At 71.5% G+C, this 18,899-nt stretch carries 16 protein-coding genes; 10 read left to right on the forward strand and 6 right to left on the reverse strand.

The window, feature by feature from the left end; all coding sequences use genetic code 11:
- Positions 1 to 32: 32 nt before the first annotated feature.
- The 3 genes from FHR82_RS34800 to FHR82_RS34810 all read right to left on the reverse strand — a co-directional run bounded on the left by FHR82_RS34800 (position 33) and on the right by FHR82_RS34810 (position 4,209).
- Positions 33 to 1,598: a S8 family peptidase gene (locus tag FHR82_RS34800; RefSeq protein WP_184814857.1), complete on the reverse strand. Its 1,566-nt coding sequence runs from the start codon at positions 1,596 to 1,598 to the stop codon at positions 33 to 35.
- Between the two features lie 199 nt (positions 1,599 to 1,797).
- The gene (locus tag FHR82_RS34805; RefSeq protein WP_184814858.1) at positions 1,798 to 2,649 is read right to left on the reverse strand and encodes a diacylglycerol/lipid kinase family protein; all 852 of its coding nucleotides are present in this window, start codon (positions 2,647 to 2,649) and stop codon (positions 1,798 to 1,800) included.
- 27 nt (positions 2,650 to 2,676) lie between these two features.
- The gene (locus tag FHR82_RS34810) at positions 2,677 to 4,209 is read right to left on the reverse strand and encodes an outer membrane protein assembly factor BamB family protein (RefSeq protein ID WP_184814859.1); all 1,533 of its coding nucleotides are present in this window, start codon (positions 4,207 to 4,209) and stop codon (positions 2,677 to 2,679) included.
- A gap of 127 nt (positions 4,210 to 4,336) precedes the next feature.
- Between FHR82_RS34810 and FHR82_RS34815 the strand changes: the two genes are divergently transcribed.
- From FHR82_RS34815 to FHR82_RS34835, 5 genes are all read left to right on the forward strand, one after another.
- Positions 4,337 to 5,422: a hypothetical protein gene (locus FHR82_RS34815; RefSeq protein ID WP_184814860.1), complete on the forward strand. Its 1,086-nt coding sequence runs from the start codon at positions 4,337 to 4,339 to the stop codon at positions 5,420 to 5,422.
- On the forward strand, positions 5,419 to 6,789 hold the full coding sequence (locus FHR82_RS34820; RefSeq protein ID WP_184814861.1) for a hypothetical protein: 1,371 nt from the start codon (positions 5,419 to 5,421) through the stop codon (positions 6,787 to 6,789). Before FHR82_RS34815 ends, FHR82_RS34820 begins: the two co-directional genes overlap by 4 nt.
- A gap of 220 nt (positions 6,790 to 7,009) precedes the next feature.
- The gene (locus FHR82_RS34825; RefSeq protein WP_184814862.1) at positions 7,010 to 8,605 is read left to right on the forward strand and encodes an ABC-F family ATP-binding cassette domain-containing protein; all 1,596 of its coding nucleotides are present in this window, start codon (positions 7,010 to 7,012) and stop codon (positions 8,603 to 8,605) included.
- Between the two features lie 151 nt (positions 8,606 to 8,756).
- Positions 8,757 to 9,746, forward strand: a complete 990-nt coding sequence (gene xynA / locus FHR82_RS34830) for an endo-1,4-beta-xylanase XynA (RefSeq protein WP_184814863.1) — start codon at positions 8,757 to 8,759, stop codon at positions 9,744 to 9,746.
- A 110-nt stretch (positions 9,747 to 9,856) separates the two neighbouring features.
- Positions 9,857 to 10,408 (forward strand): carboxymuconolactone decarboxylase family protein, encoded by a 552-nt coding sequence (locus FHR82_RS34835; protein ID WP_184814864.1) that lies wholly within the window; start codon positions 9,857 to 9,859, stop codon positions 10,406 to 10,408.
- A 3-nt stretch (positions 10,409 to 10,411) separates the two neighbouring features.
- Here FHR82_RS34835 and FHR82_RS34840 read toward each other — a convergent pair whose 3' ends face one another.
- Entirely contained in the window at positions 10,412 to 10,765 is a 354-nt protein-coding gene (locus FHR82_RS34840; RefSeq protein ID WP_184814865.1) for a PLD nuclease N-terminal domain-containing protein, read from the reverse strand.
- Between the two features lie 138 nt (positions 10,766 to 10,903).
- On the opposite strand from FHR82_RS34840, the gene FHR82_RS34845 reads away from it, so the two are divergent.
- Positions 10,904 to 11,197 (forward strand): ArsR/SmtB family transcription factor, encoded by a 294-nt coding sequence (locus tag FHR82_RS34845; protein WP_184814866.1) that lies wholly within the window; start codon positions 10,904 to 10,906, stop codon positions 11,195 to 11,197.
- Positions 11,194 to 11,580 (forward strand): VOC family protein, encoded by a 387-nt coding sequence (locus FHR82_RS34850; RefSeq protein WP_184814867.1) that lies wholly within the window; start codon positions 11,194 to 11,196, stop codon positions 11,578 to 11,580. The genes FHR82_RS34845 and FHR82_RS34850 overlap by 4 nt, the downstream gene beginning before the upstream one ends.
- A 3-nt stretch (positions 11,581 to 11,583) precedes the next feature.
- Here FHR82_RS34850 and FHR82_RS34855 read toward each other — a convergent pair whose 3' ends face one another.
- Positions 11,584 to 12,486 (reverse strand): TIGR03619 family F420-dependent LLM class oxidoreductase, encoded by a 903-nt coding sequence (locus FHR82_RS34855; RefSeq protein ID WP_184814868.1) that lies wholly within the window; start codon positions 12,484 to 12,486, stop codon positions 11,584 to 11,586.
- 81 nt (positions 12,487 to 12,567) lie between these two features.
- Here FHR82_RS34855 and FHR82_RS34860 point away from each other — a divergent pair, with 81 nt between their 5' ends.
- Positions 12,568 to 12,891 (forward strand): winged helix-turn-helix transcriptional regulator, encoded by a 324-nt coding sequence (locus FHR82_RS34860; RefSeq protein WP_184814869.1) that lies wholly within the window; start codon positions 12,568 to 12,570, stop codon positions 12,889 to 12,891.
- 43 nt (positions 12,892 to 12,934) lie between these two features.
- Here the strand turns inward: FHR82_RS34860 and FHR82_RS34865 are convergent, their stop codons facing one another.
- On the reverse strand, positions 12,935 to 13,789 hold the full coding sequence (locus FHR82_RS34865) for a peptidoglycan-binding protein (protein ID WP_184814870.1): 855 nt from the start codon (positions 13,787 to 13,789) through the stop codon (positions 12,935 to 12,937).
- 187 nt (positions 13,790 to 13,976) lie between these two features.
- Here FHR82_RS34865 and FHR82_RS34870 point away from each other — a divergent pair, with 187 nt between their 5' ends.
- Together FHR82_RS34870 and FHR82_RS34875 are read left to right on the forward strand one after the other, a co-directional pair.
- Entirely contained in the window at positions 13,977 to 17,276 is a 3,300-nt protein-coding gene (locus tag FHR82_RS34870) for a S8 family peptidase (RefSeq protein ID WP_184814871.1), read from the forward strand.
- Between the two features lie 204 nt (positions 17,277 to 17,480).
- Entirely contained in the window at positions 17,481 to 18,857 is a 1,377-nt protein-coding gene (locus FHR82_RS34875; RefSeq protein WP_184814872.1) for a S8 family serine peptidase, read from the forward strand.
- The last annotated feature ends 42 nt before the right edge of the window (positions 18,858 to 18,899 follow it).

An 18,899-nucleotide genomic window follows, 5' to 3' on the forward strand; every position in this document is an offset into this window, starting at 1 on the left:
TCGACCTCCTTCCAGATCGTGGTGTGCACCTGTCAGCACTCCGTGCAGGTGTCGACCGCGCGGCGTGCGCGTTCCCGCATCGCGTCCTGGCTGACCAGCCCCATCCGTAGTCGCCCGGAGTCGGCGTCGGCCTGTTCGACCAGCTTGTTGGCGAGCGCGGCCGCGGCGTGGGGCCCGGCGAACGACGTGCCGTGCCACATGGCGAATCCGCTGGTGAAGTCGTCCGGGTCCAGCGACTCGCGGTCCAGCTCGCGGATCACGTTCGCGGGCCCGGTGCTCCCGCGCAGCCTCGGGAACGTGCTCACGACCGCCGCGCCCGTCGCCCACGCGTGCACCCAGGGCGCCTGGTTGGAGAAGAACGCCTTGGTGCCGTTGGGGTTGAGCGCGCCGACGCTGAGCACCGGCTGGCCACCGCCGGACGGTGGGGTGATGGCGAGCGCGGCCGGGAAGAACGGGCGGGTCGTGGCGTCGTTGCCCGCGGCCGCGACGACCAGCACGCCGAGGTCGCTGAGCTCGCCGAGCAGCCGGGCGAACTCGGTCGTCTCGGCCTCGTCCTGGACTGTCTCGACGTAGTAGCCGATGGAGATCGACAGGATGTCGACCATGTCGGCGGGGTTGCCGCCGGGGGCCTGCGCTGCCCGGACCTGCTCGACGAGCCGCTCCAGCGCGGCCAGCACGTCGCTCTCGTAGGCGACGCCGTCCCCGGCCATCACCCTGGCGACCGCGACCTCGGAGTCGGGCGCGACCTGCCGGATGATGCCCGCGATGAACGTGCCGTGCCCGACGTGCCGGTCCAGTTCGCCGGTCAGCGGGTTGGCGGGCACGTCGGCGTCCCAGTGGTCCTCGATCAGGCGTGCCGCGGTGCCTGCCTCCCGGCTGCTCGCGGTGATGGCGTCCTGGACCTCCTTGAGGACGCGGATGAAGCCGCCCGGGGGGATGTCGGTGTCGCGGTCGGTGATGCCGAACCACTCGTGCGGCGAGATGCCGGTGTCCAGGACCGCGATCACGGGCCTGCGGTCGAACCCGCTGCCGTTGACGAGCGGCCGTGCCCTCGGCGGCCGGACGGACATGGTGACCGGCACCGGCCCGCCCCGCGCGGACCGCAGGTAGGAGTCCCGGCTGAACCAGCTGTGCGAGTCCCACGGTGCGGGCCCGGCGCCATGGGAGTCCCACGGCGCGGGCCCGATGCCGTGCGAGTCCCATGGCGCCGGGTCGAGCCCGAGGAACAACAGGTGCTCCAGGCCGACCTTCTCCCCGGCGTTCGCGTCCCGCAGGTGCGAGAGCGCGTACGCGGCGTCCACTTTCGCGGGCTTGTCCGGGTCGCGGGCCTCGATCCGGACAAGCGGCGGCCGGTGCCCGTCCTCGGCCGTGTCGGCCCCCACGAGTTTGAGGTTGATGTCGGCGAGGGACTGCTCGACGGCGTCGCGGTCCGCGGTGCGCGCCACGCGCAGGACATCGGCGCGGTACGCCGTGCCCGAGGGCGCGGTTTCCGCCCGCAGCACGCGCGCACCGTGTCTGGCCAGCAGGTTCGCCGGTACGTCCGGCACGCTCCTGCCGAGCCCGTCGTCACCGGTGTCACGGCGTATGTAGAAGTGCATCGAGACCTCCCCGTCCCTTGGCACACAGCATCGTTCGTCACAGCAGTGCGGAATGATCCACCGGAGATACACTTTGGACATAACGAAATGGTCACGGCCACCTGTTCAGTACTTCCGGAACGAGCCGTACCAAGATCAACAACGGCGCCCGGGTGCCGCGTGAGGAGCAGGACTCGGGTTGCCCGGGCCGACGGGCTGATCAGGCGGGCACGACGACCTTGACCCCGCCCTTGAGCAGCGTGAACCGGGCCGGGTCGAGCTCGTGGAGGTCGCCGTCCACGTTGAACTCGGTGCCTGGCGGCACGTCGACCTCGATCTCGTGGCCTCGGTGGTGTGGGACGTCGTCCTGTTGCGTGAGCATGCCGCGCCGCATGTGGTAGCCGTGGCGTACGAGCGAGAGCCGTGACCTGGCGGGTACGACCGCGACGTCGAGGTGGTCGTCGTCGTGGCGGGTGCCGCCGATGTTGGAGCCGCCGCCGAACGCGCCGCTGACCGCCACGACGACCTGCCACGCCTCCCCGTCGAACACGGGTTCGCCGTCGACCAGCACGCGGCACGGGGTGTGCGGCGCGGTCAGCCCGGCCCGCAGCGCGCCCCACGCGTACGCGAGTGCCCCGAGCCGGGCCTTGTGCGGCTTGGCGAGCCTGCTCGCGACCGCGGACAGGCCCGCGGCGGCGGCGTTGACGAACGGGTGCCCGCCGACGAGCCCGATCTCCCGCTGCTCGGTCCGCGCGTGCGGGTCGGCGGCCAGCCGGCACGCCTGGTCCAGGTCCGTTGGCAGGCCGAGCGCGCCGGCGAAGTCGTTGGCGGTACCGGTGGCCAGCACCGCGAGCGGGACACCGGCGGCCGCCGCCGCGCGGGCCGCGGCGCCGACGGAGCCGTCGCCACCGGCGACCACGACCCGCTCGGTGCCGTCCGGCAGTGGGTCGCCGAGCTGGTCGAGGTCCCACGGTTCGACCTCGGCGCCGGCGTCGGTGAGCAGCCGCCGCACCCGGTCGGCGTCGGTGCGTCCGCTGCCGGAGAGCCGGTTTGCCACGAGGACGGTGCGCATCCGGACATTCTGCCCGGTCCGGCGCGGTCAGGGGATGGCGTAACCCTTGCACGCGGTCTCGGAGCACACGGCGAACCACGTGTCGCCCAGCCGGGCCAGCGCGCCGTACGTCCAGGCCTCGCCGGTTCCGAGGTCGTAGCCCACCACGTCGCTGCCGCTGTCGGTGACGAGCACGTGGGAGTCGGTGATGGTCACCCGCGAGCCGCCGACGCTGCCGGAGAACGGTGCGCGCCAGGCGGGTTTGGCGTCACCCACCCGGTAGGCGACCAGCTCGGCGTTGCCCGCCGCCGCGGCCTCGACGACGAGGAGGGTCGTGCCGGACGCGGCGATCGCCTCGCCGCCGACCGGTGCCGACCACTCGACGGCGCCGGTGTCGAGGTTCAGGACGCTGGGCGCGCCGTTCTGCGCGGTGACGCCGAGGCGCCCGTCGTTGTTGGACTCCGGGAAGCTCCCGCAGTACTTGCCGTCGTGCTCCTTGGCGGTGCGCGCGGTGTACTGCCACTTCTGACCGGCGCCTGCGACGGCGAACCCGGTCAGCAGCGCGGTGCAGCCGTCGGCCGGGTTGTCGTCCTCACCGTTGCTCGTGACGATCGTGCGTTCGGTGACGGCGTCGATCGAGCCGACGCGGTCGTCCCCGCCGTCGTAGCCGCGGCCGAGGGTGGCGCCGGTGGCCGGGTCGTTGGCGCTGAGGACGTAGGTGTCCGCACCGGTCGCGTACGCCCCCACCAGCAGGAACGGCGGGGTCGGGAGGGCCTGGGTGCCGTCGGTCAGGTGCTCCACCCGGGAGCTGGCGTAGGTCGGGACCTGCCAGCGGACCGTGTTGCTCGCCGGGTCGCGGGCGCTGAGGGTGCAGTCGCCGATGCGGTTGTTCTGCCCGCCGTAGCAGACCGACAGGTAGATCGTGTCGGCGGTGACCGACCACAGCGAGGCCTCGGTCTCCCGCCAGACCTCGGTGCCGGTGGCGGCGTCCAGCGCGATGATCACCTGCGGCTGCGGCCAGCGGTCGTCGTCGGGGTTGTTGTAGCCGATGATCACGTGGCGCCCGGTGACCCGGAGGGTGAAGTAGTCGACCTTCGGCGGGGTGAAGCGCCAGACCTCCTTGCCGGCCTTGTCCAGGCCGATGACCTCCTCGCGCTTCTCGAGGACGTACCCGGTGGCGGTGACCGCGAACCCGCTGACGTCGTACTCCTCCGTCCCCGCTGGCATCGTCACCGTCCACAGTGGCGATCCGGGGTACGCGGGCAGGTCGGCGGGCGCCGCGGGGGACGACGAGGGCAGGCCGGTCGGGGGCGCGGCGAACTGGCTGCTCAGCGCCGGGATCCTGCCGCTGGGCACCGGCCGCCCGTCCCCGGTCGACAGCGTCACCACGAGCGTCGCCACGACGGCGACCACCACGACCGCGGCCGCCGCGAGCAGCAGGACGCGTCGCTCGCGCCAGAACGCGGTCAGCGCGGCGCGGTGTCCGTTGTGGTCTCCGGTTCCGGCCGCGTCCGGCTCTGGTGCGCGGTCCTCGGCCGGGTCCGGCTGGTCCGGTTGGTCCCCGGCGTGCGGCTGCGTCATCGTGGCTCCTCCCTGCTGCCCGGGAGGATATTCGGCCAATCCCGCACGCGGCGGGCAAACGGCCGAATACGATGCTGCGCGTCCCGCCGTGCGGGGATCCGGTTGACCTGACGGTGAGGAGTCCGAAGTGGAGTCGTCGCGGCCCGGCGCGCTTCCGGTGCGGGAACCCCGCCGGCGCTTCGTCGCGCCGATCGTGTTCGGCCTGATCGGCGCCGTGGTCGCGGTGTGGATCACCGTGGCGGTGGCGACGAGCCGCGACCCGGAGGAGACGGTCGAGGCGTACCTCTCGGCGATCGCGGAGAAGGACGTCGACGGCGCGCTCGAGTTCGTGTCCGACGTGCCCTACGGCGACACCGCGGCGTTCCTCACCCCGGACGCGATCAGCGACGACTGGTGGGTGGTGTCGGTGACGGAGGTCGGCCGCGAGTACAGCTCGTCGGCGCGGGTCAAGGCCGTGATCGCCGGTCCCGGTGGCACCGCGGAGGGTGAGTTCGAGGTGAACGAGTACGACGACGAGTGGACCCTGTGGGATCCGTTCGTGACGGTGCGGTTCCCGGCGTCGCCCGTGTCCTACGTCCGGGTCAACGACAAGGTGGTGCCGAAACCGGCCGACTCCAACGGTTTCGAGTCCTACGACCTGTTCCCGGGGATCTACCGGTTCTACGGTTCCGTGCCGGGCGTGGTGGACACGCAGAGGACCGGTGCCGTGGCGGCGTTCCCGAGCGAGGACCCCGACGAGATCCTGGTCGTGCCGTCCACACTGACACCCGCGAAGGACACCGTCGAACGGCTGCGGAAGGCGGTGGACGAACGCATCGACGAGTGCGCCACGTTCACCACCCCGGCCCCGTACGGCGACTGTCCATTCGCGACAGACGGCGACATCGACACTCCCGACGGCAAGCGGGTGAGCGACCTGCACGGGCTCACGTGGAAGGTCTCGACCTACCCGGTGGTGACGATGACCGACGACCGTTCGCAGGAGTTCAGCCCGGCGTTCGCGCTGAGCGTCACGTCGCCTGGTTCGGTGGCGCTCAGCGGCAGCGGGGAGGACACCGACGGCAACCCGACCACGTTCACGGTCAACTGCGAGATCGACCTGACGGGCCTCCGGGCCACGGTCGACGCCCGGGGCGAGGTCGAGCTGACCCCGTTCGCGGGATCGGGTGACCCCAACCTGGGCGACTTCGACACCTGCAGGCGCGACACATGACGAACCCCACGGAGCCCCAGCCCATGCCCGGCACCGAACCGGCCCACCCCGCCGAGGATGGGGACGCCGCACCCACCGACGCCACCTCGCCGGAAGACCTTCCCGCCGACGACACCGCTTCGGGCGCCGACGCGCCGTCTACCGCCTCGTCCGATGAGGTCCCGGAGGACTCCGCCGCCGACGTCGCGCCCGCCGATGGCGCGCCTGCCTCCGAGGGCGTCTCCCCCGCCGACGAGCCGGTCGAGCCCGCTGACGAGCCCTCCGACGGCGCCGCTCCCGGTGATCCGGCGTCCGGCGAGTCCACTTCCGCCACCCCGCCCCCGGTCGGGGGAACCGTGCCGGCGTGGTGGCGGTGGGTCGGGCTGCACCGCAAGCCGGTGAGTCTCGTCGCCGGGCTGGTTGTCGTCGCGGTCGTGGGGACGATCGTCGCGGTGTCGGTCGGCGGGCAGGGTCCCAGGGACGTCGTCCAGTCCTATCTGGACGCCATCCGGTCCGGTGACGCGCAGGCGGCGCTGGAGATCGCCGGGGAACCCGACGACGAGGAGGACCGGCTGCGGTTCTTGTCGGCGGACGCCCTCGCCGACGACTGGACGGTCGACGCGGTCGTGGAGCGGAACGTGCGCGAGGACGAGGCGGACGTCGACGTCACGTTCCGGGCCGGGGACATCGCGCGGCAGGGCCGTTTCCACCTCGTGAAGGGTGACGACGGCTGGACCATGGAGTCGCCGTTCGTCAAGGTGGACCTGGCGGTGGGTGACCTCGACGTCGTCGAGCTGGGTGCCGTGCGGCAGGCCGCGGACCGGGACGTGACGACCCAGGTGGTGCCGCTGCTGCTGTTCCCCGGCGTGTACGAGCTGTACCCCAGCCTCCGGGAGCGGCTCGCGTTCGACCAGCCGCTGCTCGTCGTCCCGCCGACCGCGTTCAACGACGGGGCCGTGCGGGTCACCGCGGCCTACACGCTGACCGACGCGGGCGCCGCGGCCGCGCAGGAAGCGGTGAACGCCAGCGTCGACAGGTGCGCGACGCACACGCGGGCCAGGCCGCCCGGCTGCCCGTTCGACATCTCCGACGACTCCACCGTCCGGAGCCTCGAGGAGGTGACCGACATCGCGTGGACGATCGTGACCCACCCCGAGGCCCACTTCCCGGCCACGAGGACCGGCATCGAGCTCGTCGTCCGCAGGCCGGGCACCGTGAAGGTGACCGGCACCGGTGTGCCCGAGGACGGCGGCGCCCGCACCCCGTTCACGCTGACCTGCGAGTTCGGCGTCGACAACCTCATCATCGACGTGACCGCGGACGGCGTCGAGATCGGCAACGACGTCGGCGACGACTACTCGGCCGCGCTCGGGACCGAATGCTTCTGACCGCACACCGTGCGGTCACGACCCGGCGGGTGCTCGCCGCGGGCTGGTACGCCCCCGGCGGAAATCCGGATGACCGGTTCGCCCGGGTTGATCTACCCTGACCGACGTGATGCAGCAACTGCTCTTCCTCTGAGGGACGACGCCTCCACCGGCTCCGCGGACCGCGGCGCCGGCATTCGTCCTTTCCTGCTCATCACCTCTTGCTGGAGGCAGTTCCGTCATGTCGTCCCATCTTTCGCTCGCCCCTGCGCGCTCGGCGCACGTCCGCGCGACCGGAGTCCACGTCTCTTTCGGTGGGCGGCCCGTGCTCGCCGGGGTCGATCTCGTCGCCGCCGCGGGTGACCGGGTCGCCGTCGTCGGGGAGAACGGGCGTGGCAAGACCACCTTGTTGCGGGTGCTCGCCGGTGACCTGCCCGCCGACCGGGGCGAGGTGCGCCGCGCGGGTTCGGTCGGGGTGGCCGACCAGCAGCTCCCGCTCGGCCCGGCCGAGACCGTCGGTGACCTCGTCGACCTCGAGCTGGCGGCCGTGCGTGGTGCGCTGGCCCGGCTCGACCGCGCCACGGACGCGCTCACCGAAGCAGAACCCGGCGCCGACGAGGAGTACGCCGCCGCGCTCGCGGCGGCCGAGGCGCTGGACGCGTGGGACGCCGACCGGCGGGTCGAGATCTCGCTGGCCGCGCTGAACGCCGTCGACGACCGCGCCCGGCCGCTCGGCACGCTGTCGGTCGGGCAGCGGCACCGGGTCCGGCTGGCGTGCCTGCTCGGCGCGGGGCACGCCGTGCTGTTGCTCGACGAGCCGACCAACCACCTCGACGCGGGCGGGCTGGCCCACCTCACCGACCGGTTGCGGGCCTACCCGGGTGTGGTCGTGCTGGTCAGCCACGACCGGGCGCTGCTCGCGGACGTGGCGACCACCGTGGTCGACCTCGACCCGTCCAGTGACGGCAGGCCGAGGGTGTACGGCGGCGGCTACGCCGGTCACGTCGAGGGCCGCCGCGCGGAACGGGCCCGCTGGGAGGCGCTGCACGCCGAGCAGGTCGCCGAGAAGCAGCGGCTGGCCGACGACCTGTCCGCGGCGCAGAACCGGTTGCGGGACAACTGGCGGCCGGACAAGGGCCACGGCAAGCACACACGTGCGACCCGCGCACCCGGTCTGGTGCGGGCGGTGCACCGGCGCCAGGAGGAACTGGCGGCCCACGTGGTGGCGATTCCGCCGCCGCCGCAACGGTTCACGATGCCGGAGCTGCCCACGGGGGCGACCCTCGTGCGCGCCGACGGTGTGTCGGTGGCGGGGCGCCTCCTGACACCGGTCGACGTGGCACTGGACTCCGGCGACCGGCTGGTGGTCACCGGCCCCAACGGCGCGGGCAAGTCGACGCTGCTGGCTGTGCTTGCTCGTGCGCTGGCACCGGACACCGGCCAGGTCAGGCACGCCAGGAACGTGCGGGTGGGGTGGCTGGGTCAGGAGTCGGCCCCGCAGGGCGGGCGTACCGCTGTCGAGCTGTACGACGAGCGGGTCGCCCGCGCCGGGGTGTCGTCGCCGGGGCTGGGCGCGCTCGGTCTGCTGGACCGCCGCGACACACACCGTCCGGTGGCCGACCTGTCGGTCGGCGCACGGCGGCGCCTCGATCTGGCGCTGGTGCTGGCCGAGCGGCCGCACGTGCTGCTGCTCGACGAGCCGACCAACCACCTGTCGGCCACCCTGGTCGACGAGCTGACCGCCGCACTCGGCGCCACGCGGGCGGCGGTGGTCGTCGCGACGCACGACCGGCAACTCCTGCGCGACACGGCCGGGTGGCCGCGGTTGGCCCTGTGAGCCGGAACGGTGGACCAGAACGGTGCCGGTAGTTTCGGAATGTTTCGCATTCCGAGGGTTCCGAAACATTTCCGAAAATTGTTGACAGTTCATCAGCGGGCTACTCATACTTTTTCAGCGACACCCTCCTCAGCGAAGAGGAAGTACGCACATGAACGGCACTTTCGTGCGCCCGAAAAGACGTGGACACCGGCTCGCATTCGCGTTCTCCGCGATACTGACGCTGGTGTTCTCGATATTACTCCCACCCGGTATCGCCAACGCGATTACCACCAATCAGACGGGGAACCACGGCGGTTACTTCTATTCATTCTGGACCGACAGCCAGGGCACGGTCTCGATGGACCTCGGCTCCGGTGGCAACTACTCGACGTCCTGGCGCAACACCGGAAATTTCGTGGCGGGCAAGGGCTGGCAGACGGGTGGCCGCCGGAGCGTCACCTACTCCGGCAGCTTCAACCCGTCCGGCAACGCCTATCTGACGCTGTACGGCTGGACGCGGAACCCGCTCGTCGAGTACTACATCGTCGACAACTGGGGCACCTACCGGCCGACCGGAACGTACAAGGGCACGGTCACCAGTGACGGCGGCACCTACGACATCTACCAGACCACCCGCTACAACGCCCCGTCGATCGACGGCACGCGGACTTTCAACCAGTACTGGAGCGTCCGGCAGCAGAAGAAAACCGGCGGCACGATCACGTCCGGGAACCATTTCGACGCGTGGGCCCGCAATGGCATGAGCCTCGGCACCCACGACTACATGATCATGGCCACCGAGGGGTACCAGAGCAGCGGCAGCTCCAACATCACCCTGGGTAGCGGCGGTGGTGGCGGGGGCGGTGGTGGCGGAGGCGGAGGCGGAGGCGGAGGCGGTTGCACCGCGACGCTGTCCGCCGGCGACTCGTGGTCCGACCGCTACAACCTGAACGTCGCGGTGTCCGGGTCGAGCAACTGGACCGTGACGATGAACGTCCCGTCGCCCGCGACGATCATCGCGACCTGGAACGTCAACGCCACCTGGCCCTCCGCCCAGCAGATGGTCGGCACGCCGAACGGCAACGGCAACAACTGGGGCGTCACCATCCGGCACAACGGCAACTGGAACTGGCCGACCGTCTCCTGCGGCAGCGGTTGACCCGATCGCACGCGTCGCGTCGCCCACCCGGCGGCGCGGCGCTGGATCACGTGCTGAGCCCTGCTTGTCCGCTCTGTCGTGAAACCCGTGCCGTGACTACGGTTTGGGCCATGGCGCACATCGATCTCGGCCTCGACGAGACCAGGTACCCGGGCATCACCGGCCCCATGAAATACCGCCCGGAGACGGGGAACCCGTTGAACGAGCTGGCGGAGGTGTTGCTGCGCAAGGAACCGCACCCGCTGACCCGGGGTGAGCGGGAGCTGATCGCGGCGTACGTGTCGGGCCTCAACGAGTGCACCTTCTGCTGCTCGTCGCACTCGGCGTTCGCGGCCGCGCAGCTCGCCGACGGCATGGACCTCGTGGACCAGGTCCGCGCGGACCTCGACAGCGCCCCGGTCAGCTCGAAGCTGCGTGCCCTGCTGCGCATCGCGGGCGCCGTGCAGGAGTCGGGCCGCAAGGTCACCCCGGACCTGGTCGAGGCGGCCCGCGCCGAGGGCGCGGTCGACCTCGAGATCCACGACACGGTGCTGATCGCGGCGGCGTTCTGCATGTACAACCGCTACGTCGACGGCCTCGCCACGTTCGCCCCGCCGGGCAAGGACGTGTACGCCGGGATGGCGACGATGATCGTCGAGCACGGGTACGCCATTCCCGAGTAGCGGCTACTGGTCGGTGTCACGGGCCTTGCGCCGCTGCTCCTCGGCACGTTCCCGGCAGCGGCGCAAGAACTCCGCGTCCGCCTCGGCGTCGGTCGCCGCGAACCGGCCTGGCCGGTCGTACTCGGGGTACGCGGGCATGTCGCGTTCCAGGTGCCTCGGCCGGGCGACCGCCCGCGCCGGCCTGCCGGCGACCAGCCAGGCGATCGAGCCGACCAGCGGGAAGAACAGCACGATCAGCAGCCAGCCGATCTTGGGCAGGTTGCGGACGTCGCCGTCGTTCGTGGTGATGACGTCGACGAGGCAGAACAGCCACAGGCCGAACGTGAGCACACCGAAGAGGCCACCGAAGTACAGCATTCCCACCATCCCCAGGTTTCGTCGGCGGAGATTAGCGCCTCGCCGCAACGGGCTCAGCGCCAGGTGCGCGTCCGGTTCCGCACCGCATCGCCCGACCCCGACTTGTCAGGCAAGTGTTCACTTGCCTATGGTGTGGTCATGGAAGAGGATCTGTTCAAGGCACTGGCCGATCCCACCCGCAGGCGCATCCTCGATGGGCTGGTGGAGCGGGACGGCCAGACCCTGTTCGAGATCTGCGCGCGGCTGGCGACCGACCACGGTCTCGGGCTGACGCGTCAGGCGGTCAGCCAGCACCTCGCCGTGCTGGAGGCCGCGGACCTGGTCCGCACGCGACGCGAGGGCCGCTACAAGTTCCACGACCTGAACACCGAACCGCTCGAGCACGTCGTCACGCGATGGCTCAGGCCGACACCACCGGGGAGCACACCATGAGGATCCATCTGACGAGCGTCTTCGTCGACGACCAGGCCAAGGCGGAGCGCTTCTACACCGACGTGCTGGGTTTCGTGAAGAAGCACGACATCCCGCTGGGCACCGCCCGGTGGCTGACCGTGGTGTCGCCGGAGAACCCCGACGGCACCGAGCTGTTGCTGGAGCCCGGTGACCATCCCGCGGTGGGGCCGTATAAGGACGCGCTGGTCGCCGACGGCATCCCGGCCGCCGCGTTCGCGGTGGACGACGCGAACGCGGAGTTCAAGCGGCTGACCGACCTCGGGGTGCGGTTCACGCAGGAGCCGCTGGAGATGGACACGGTGATCACCGCGGTGCTGGACGACACGTGCGGCAACCTGATCCAGCTCCAGCAACTCCGGTAGGCGCTAGGCCGGGCGGGCCGCCGACAGGATTCCCTGGACCTGCTTGAGGAGCGTGTCGATGTCGTCTGCCTGGTACATCAGGTCGACGAGCACGTGCCGCACCTCGGTCTCGCCTTCGACGCGTTTGATCACGTCGGTCACGTCGTCGACGACCGAGCCGGTGCGCACGGTCGGGTAGATCCGCAGGATCATGTCCAGCGCGCCCGGGTCGCGGCCGGCCTCGGCGGCCATGGCGCGGATCGCGGCCAGGGGCTGGTTCACGGCGCCGTCGAGGTCGACGGTGCCCGGCAGCACGACCGCGGGCAGCCACCCGTCGGCACGGCGCGCCACCCGCCGCATGGACGCCGGCGCGAACCCGGCGAGGTAGACCGGCGGCTTGCGGACCGGCTTCAGCGCGGCACGGGTCTCGGGCACCCGCACGTGCTTGCCCTCGTAGGACGCGGGGTCCTCGGTCCACAGCCGGTCGAGCGCGTCGAGGGTCTCGTCGAGCCGGGCGCCGCGTTCGGCCATGGGGACCCCGACGGCGTCGTACTCCTCGGGTGACCAGCCGACGCCGAGGCCGGGCACGAGCCTGCCGCCGCTGAGGACGTCGAGCGTGGTGAGGGTCCTGGCGAGCAGCGCGGGTGGGTACCAGGGCGTGTTGAGGATGTTGCTGCCGATCAGGACGCGTTCGGTGGCGGTGGCGGCGACGGCCAGCAGCGCGAACGGGTCGAGGATGGCGCGGAACTCCTCGGGGAACGTGTCGGCGCCGTTGTAGCCGATCACCGGGTTCGGCGGGGACAGCAGTCGGTCGATCACCCACAGGCTGTCTCCGCCGAGCTGCTCGACCTCGCTCGCGTACCGCGCGACCTGGTCGGCCTGCCAGGCGACGGTCCCGGTCTGCGGCAGCGTGAATCCGATCTTCATGAAGCTCCTCCAGGAGAAGTGACTTCTTCCACAATAGCCACTTCGAAAAAGCTAGCAACTAGGGCTGTTAGGCTCCTGGGCATGGCTGACGAGGACTGCGTACGCGGCGACGCCGCGCTGACGCGCGCGTTCGCCATCCTGGGCACGCGGTGGACGGGGTTGCTGCTCGGGCAGCTGGGCCACGGCGCGGCCGGGTACCGGGAGCTGTCCCGCGCGATCGGCAAGGTGAGCGACTCGGTGCTGTCGGAGCGGTTGACGACGCTCGCGGAGGCGGGTCTGGTGAAGCGGACGGTCCTGGAGGGGCCGCCGGTCGCGGTGACCTACGAGCTGACGGACGCGGGGCGCGCGTTGATCCCGGTGCTGGGCCAGATCTCCGACTGGGCCGAGGAGCATCTGCCGGCATGAGAAGACAGGCCCACCGACGGCGGGCCTGTCCCGGGTGTGCTGTTCAGCTCCGCTTGTACTTCTCCCACCACGTGAGGGCGACGCGGTAGGCCTCCGGGGTGTTGTCGGCGGCGTTGTTGGCGAGGCCGTTGCGGCCGAAGTAGTAGTCGTTGACCTGGTTGCGGGCCGGCCGGGACATGTCCGGGTCGGAGATGCCGTTGGCGTGGATGTGGTAGGCGAACCCGTCGCTGGGGGTGCGCAGCCACGCGGCGAACCCGACGGTGCGCAGTGCGCGGACGGTCTGCCACCGCTGGGTGGTGGTGAGGCTGCTGACGCTGATGTCGACGACGCCGCCGCCGTCGTGGGTGCCCGCGGAGTCGGGGTTGCTCGACGTGTACGAGCCCTGGGTCAGGGTGAGGCTCCAGGAGAGCATGCCGTCGGCGGCGCGGAGCATGTCCGCGGTCCTGGTGTTGACGCGTTTGCCGCCGTAGGAGGCGGTGCGGGACCCGACGGTGACCGTGCGGGTCACGTCGAACCGGCCGGAGCCCAGCTGGGTCAGTGAGGTGCGGCCGGGGACGCCGTTGGCGTCGAGGCCGGAGAAGCCGAGGCTGCGCTGCCAGGCGGCGTACGCGTCGAGTGTGGACGTGCCGTAGTGCCCGTCGGTCTGGGCGGACGCGAGAAGTCCCTTGGCGTGCAGTGCTTGTTCGACGGCGAGGACGTGCGACTCGCAGCCCGGTGTGGTGCCGGTGCCCGCCTTGGGCGGGTCGACCTGGCAGGCGAGCAGCACCAGCTCCATGTCGACGGTCGCCAGCGCGGTGGTGGCCGCGGCGGTCTGTGTGCCGGCCAGGGCAGGCACGGCGAGCGCCGTGCCCGCCGCCAGACCGCGGGTGAGCAGTTGGCGCCTCGTGTACCGGTTCATCAGCACGCTCCGTTCGTCCGTTGCGCGGGATGGTGGCAACCGGAGGTACAAGAGACGTACAAAGGGCGGGCGTTCCGGCTCTGATCGGCACTGGTCGGCACTCACCGTGCTGGTCACGCCTTTCGGCGGCTTGACGGCGTGGCGGCGACCGGCTTGTTTGAAAGAACCACACAAGCCGGGAGGCGCCATGCCGGTCGGGGCGAAGCTGTCGATGGTCCTGCTCGCGGCGGTGGTCGCGGGCGGCGGCGCTCCCGCGCCCGCTGTGTCCGCTGCGCCGGTGGCGCCCGTTGCCGGTGCGGCGAGCGAGTTCCTCGGCGCGGTCACGTTGGTCACCGGCGACCACGTGACCGTGCGGCGGGTCGGCGCGCAGCTGGTGCCGCAGGTGCGACCGGCGGCGGGCCGGGAGCACGTGCACTTCGCGACGACGGCGGTGGACGACTCCTTGCTGGTGGTGCCGGGGGACGCGTGGGCCGCGGTGCGGACGGGGCAGGTCGACCGGCGGTTGTTCGACGTGGCGGCGTTGCTGCGGGACGGGTACGGCGACGCCGGGCGCGCCGACATCCCGTTGATCGTGCAGGGTGGGCAGGCGGGCGCGGACGCGACCGTCACCGCCCGGTTGTCCACTGTGGACGCTGTGGCGGTCAGCCAGCCCAAGGACACCGCGGCCGGTTTCTGGGCCGCGCACCGCGGCCGGATCTGGCTGGACGGGCTGCGGCACCCGAGCCTGGACGTGAGCGTGCCGCAGATCGGTGCCCCGGCGGCGTGGGACGCCGGGTTCACGGGCTCTGGTGTGCCGGTGGCGGTACTGGACACCGGGATCGACGACACGCACCCGGATCTGCGCAGGCAGATCACGGCCACGAAGAACTTCACGTCCGGGCACGGGGTGCGGGACACGGACGGGCACGGCACGCACGTGGCGTCGACGATCGCGGGCACGGGCGCGGCGTCGGGCGGCAAGTACAAGGGTGTCGCGCCGGGCGCGAAGCTGCTGGTGGGCAAGGTGTGCGGGGGTGCGGGCTGTCCGGAGTCGGCGATCCTGGCGGGGATGGAGTGGGCCGTCGGGCAGGGCGCGAAGGTCGTGAACCTGAGCCTGGGCGGCCCGGACACCGCGGCCGACGACCCGCTCGAGCTGGCGGTCGAACGGCTCAGTGCCGAGCACGGCACGTTGTTCGTGGTCGCGGCGGGCAACGACGGTGGTTACGGCGCGGAGACGGTCTCCTCCCCCGCGAGCGCCGACGCGGCGCTGGCCGTGGGTGCGGTGGACGACCAGGACGCGCTCGCGAGTTTCTCCGGCCGGGGGCCTCGGGTGCACGACGCGGCGTTGAAGCCGGAGATCACCGCGCCGGGGGTGGAGATCACGGCGGCGCGGTCCCGGTACTCGACGCGGGGCAAGCGCGGTGACCGGTACGTGGCGATCAGCGGCACGTCGATGGCGACGCCGCACGTGTCGGGGTCGGCGGCGATCCTGGCGCAGCGGCATCCGGAGTGGACGGGTGCGCGGCTGAAGGCGGCGTTGGTCGGTGCGGCGGAGCCGGGTGCCGAGGGTGTGTACGAGCAGGGTGCGGGCCGGGTGGACGTGGCGCGTGCGGTCGGGCAGGACGTGGTGGCCGAGCCTGCGACCGTGTCGGTGGGCCGGATGAGCTGGCCGCACGCGGACGACGAGGCCGTGACCAGGACAATCACCTACCACAACGACGGCGACGAGCCCCGCACGCTGCGGCTCGCGCTGTCTTCGGGCACGCCGGAGGGGATGTTCGGGCTGTCCGCGTCGAGCGTGACCGTGCCTCCGCACGGGACGGCGGGTGTGGCGGTCACGGTGGACACGGCGGTGCCCGCGGCGGAGGGCACGTTCGGGACGTGGGTTTCGGCGAGCGACGAGACGGGCGGGCGCGTGGTGACGCCGGTGGCGGTGGACCGGGAGCCGGAGAGCTACGACCTGACGCTCGAGACGCTGGACGCGAAGGGTGCGCCGACCGATGCCCACTACTCGTTCGTGTTCGGTCTCGACGAGTCGCGGTTCCGGCCGGTGCCGGGGATCGGTGATGCGGGGACGTTGCGGGTGCGCGCCGGGCGGTACCACGTGGACGGCGCGATCAGCACGCCGAGGCCGGGTGGCACGTTGTTCGACTCGGCGAAGGTGGTGCACCCGACGGTGGAGGTGCGGGCCGACACGACGGTGGTGCTCGACGCCCGTTCGGCACGGCCGGTGTCGGTGACGTTCGACCGGGCGAACGTGGTGCCGAAGGCGGTCGCGGTGGCGTACACCAGGTTCACGCCGAGGAGCTCGCTGAACACGGGCGTGCTCGGGGACACGTTCGACCGGATCGGGGTCGGGCAGGTCGGCGCGCGGGTGCCGGAGGAGGAGATGATCACGAGCCTGGGCGGGGTGTGGGCGGTGCCGGACGCGCAGGGGGACGTGCTGCGCAGCGCGGTGACGTACAACCTGTCCTGGTTCGGCTACGGCGACGTGCCGACCGGGTTCACCCGGCACGTCGTGGACGGCGAGCTGGCGCGGGTGCACGCGGTCTACCGGGCGCAGGCGGATCGCAAGCGGGGCACGAAGGTGTGGGTGGCGCAGGAGCCGCGTGCGCAGGTGAGCAACGGGTTCGGGTTCGGTTTCCGGTTGCCGTTGGAACGCACGGAGTTCCACAACGTCACCGACGTCACCGACGGCGCTGGGGTGCGGTGGTCGGGTGAGCTGCAGCAGTGGGCGATGGTGAACAAGCAGGTGCACACGGAGACGGTGCTGACCGGCGGCGTGGTGGACCACCAGCCGGGGACGGTGACCGAGGAGGAGTGGAACACGGCGGTGTTCGGCCCTGGCTTCACGACCGACGGCGAGTTCGCGACCCGGTCGGGGGATGTCGTCGCGTTCAACCTGCCGCTGTACGGCGACGCGGGTCTCGACCGCGCCGGCGTGTCCGAAGTGGACGCCGGGAGCACGGCGCTGTACCGGGAGGGGGTGCTGGTCGGTGAGACGGCGCAGCCGGGTCTTGGTCAGTTCGAGGTGCCCGCGGCGGCGTCGTCGTACCGGCTGGAGGTGAGTTCGCGGCGCAGCGACGTCTCGGAGTTCTCGACGTTGGTGTCGTGCGTGTGGACCTTCACCTCGGCGCGCCCACCGGACGAGGACCCGAAGCCGAAGGGGAAGGGCGGTGTGGGTCTGCCGCTGCTGGCGGTGCGTTTCGCGCCGCCGGACCTGGACCGGCGGAACTCGACTGCCGCCGACGAGGTCCGGGTGCCGGTGACGGTCCAGCGCCCGTACAACGCGCCGCCTGCCGGTCTGGCGTCGCTGACGGTGGACGCGTCGTTCGACGACGGCCGCACGTGGCGCCCGGTGCCGGTGACCCTGGACGGTGCCGACGGCGGCACGGTGGAGATCACGCATCCGAGGAGCGCGCGGTTCGTGTCGCTGCGGGCGCATGCCGCGGACTCGGCGGGCAACACGGTGACGCAGACGGTGATCCGGGCGTACGGGAGCCGGTGAGGTGCGGGATCGATTCCGTTGTGGTGCTGATTAGGCCACGCGGGCGGTTCTGTGGGGTCCTTCAGCCCTTCCCGTTCCCAGATCGTTGAGATTTGTCCGATCCGTGGGATTGGATGTGGAGGTATCACCACACGGTGGTCCGACCGTGCGCGGTGCTCCTGAGGGCGGGGTGCCGTGTGCGCCCTGCAGCTAGGAGGACCGGGCATGAGACGTCCGTTGGACGGCAAGACGTTGAAGGTGGGGTTTGTCGCGGCCGCGGTCGTCGCGGCGGGCCTGAGTTTCGGCACGACCGCGAGCGCGGCCGAGGGCAAGATCCTCGGCACGGACGCCGAGGGCGCGATCAAGGGCAGCTACATCGTCGTGCTCAAGGACGGGGCGGCCACGGCCGCGAGTGTCGCCGCCACGCACAACGCGAAGGTCACCCACACCTACGGGTCGGCCTTGCGCGGGTACGCGGCGTCGATGTCGGAGGCGGACGCGAAGCGGACCGCGGCGGATCCGGCGGTGGCCTACGTCGAGCAGGACCGGGTGATCTCCGCGCTGGAGACGCAGCCGAACCCGCCGTCGTGGGGGCTGGACCGGGTGGACCAGCGGACGTTGCCGCTCGACAGCAGCTACACCTACCCGAACGCCGGGGACGGGGTGACCGCGTACATCATCGACACCGGTATCCGCACGACGCACGCCGACTTCGGTGGGCAGGCGACGTGGGGCACCAACACGGTCGACTCGAACAACACCGACTGCAACGGGCACGGCACGCACGTGGCGGGCACGGTCGGCGGCACCGCGCACGGTGTGGCCAAGAACGTGGACCTGGTCGCGGTGAAGGTGCTGAACTGCCAGGGTTCCGGCACGCTCGCCGGTGTCGCGCAGGGCATCGACTGGGTGACCGCGAACGCGGCGAAGCCGGCCGTGGCGAACATGAGCCTCGGCGCCTCCGGCACGAACGCCACGCTGGAGAACGCGGTGCGCAACTCGATCAGCTCGGGTGTGACGTACGCGATCGCGTCGGGCAACTCGAGTGCCGACGCGTGCAACTTCACCCCGGCACGCACGCCGGAGGCGATCACGGTCAACTCGACCGACCGCACCGACGCGCGGTCCTCGTTCTCGAACTTCGGTTCGTGCACGGACATCTTCGCGCCGGGCCGGGACATCACGTCGGCGTGGAACACCAACGACTCCGCGACGAACACGATCAGCGGCACGTCGATGGCGACCCCGCACGTGGCGGGTGCGGCCGCGGTGTACCTGGGTTCGCACCCGGACGCGTCGCCTGCCGCGGTGCAGACCGCGCTGAAGGACTTCGCGAGCATCGGCAAGGTGACGAACGCGGGCGCGGGTTCGCCGAACAACCTGCTGTACGTCGGTGAGGGCGCGGACCCGGACCCCGGTGACCCGGGCGACCCGGGTGAGCCGCCGGCGTGCGACGGCACGACCGCGTGGAGCGCGTCGGCGCTGTACTTCTTCGGCGACGAGGTGAGCCACAACGGCCACGTGTGGATCCTGGCGGCGTTCTTCTCCTACGGGGAGGCGCCGGGCAGCACGACGTCGTGGCTGGACCTGGGGGCGTGCTAGCAATATTTTGAGCTGAACACGACGGTGGCGGGTGCCGGACTG

Source organism: Actinophytocola algeriensis, from assembly GCF_014203735.1.
GTDB classification, from domain to species: domain Bacteria; phylum Actinomycetota; class Actinomycetes; order Mycobacteriales; family Pseudonocardiaceae; genus Actinophytocola; species Actinophytocola algeriensis.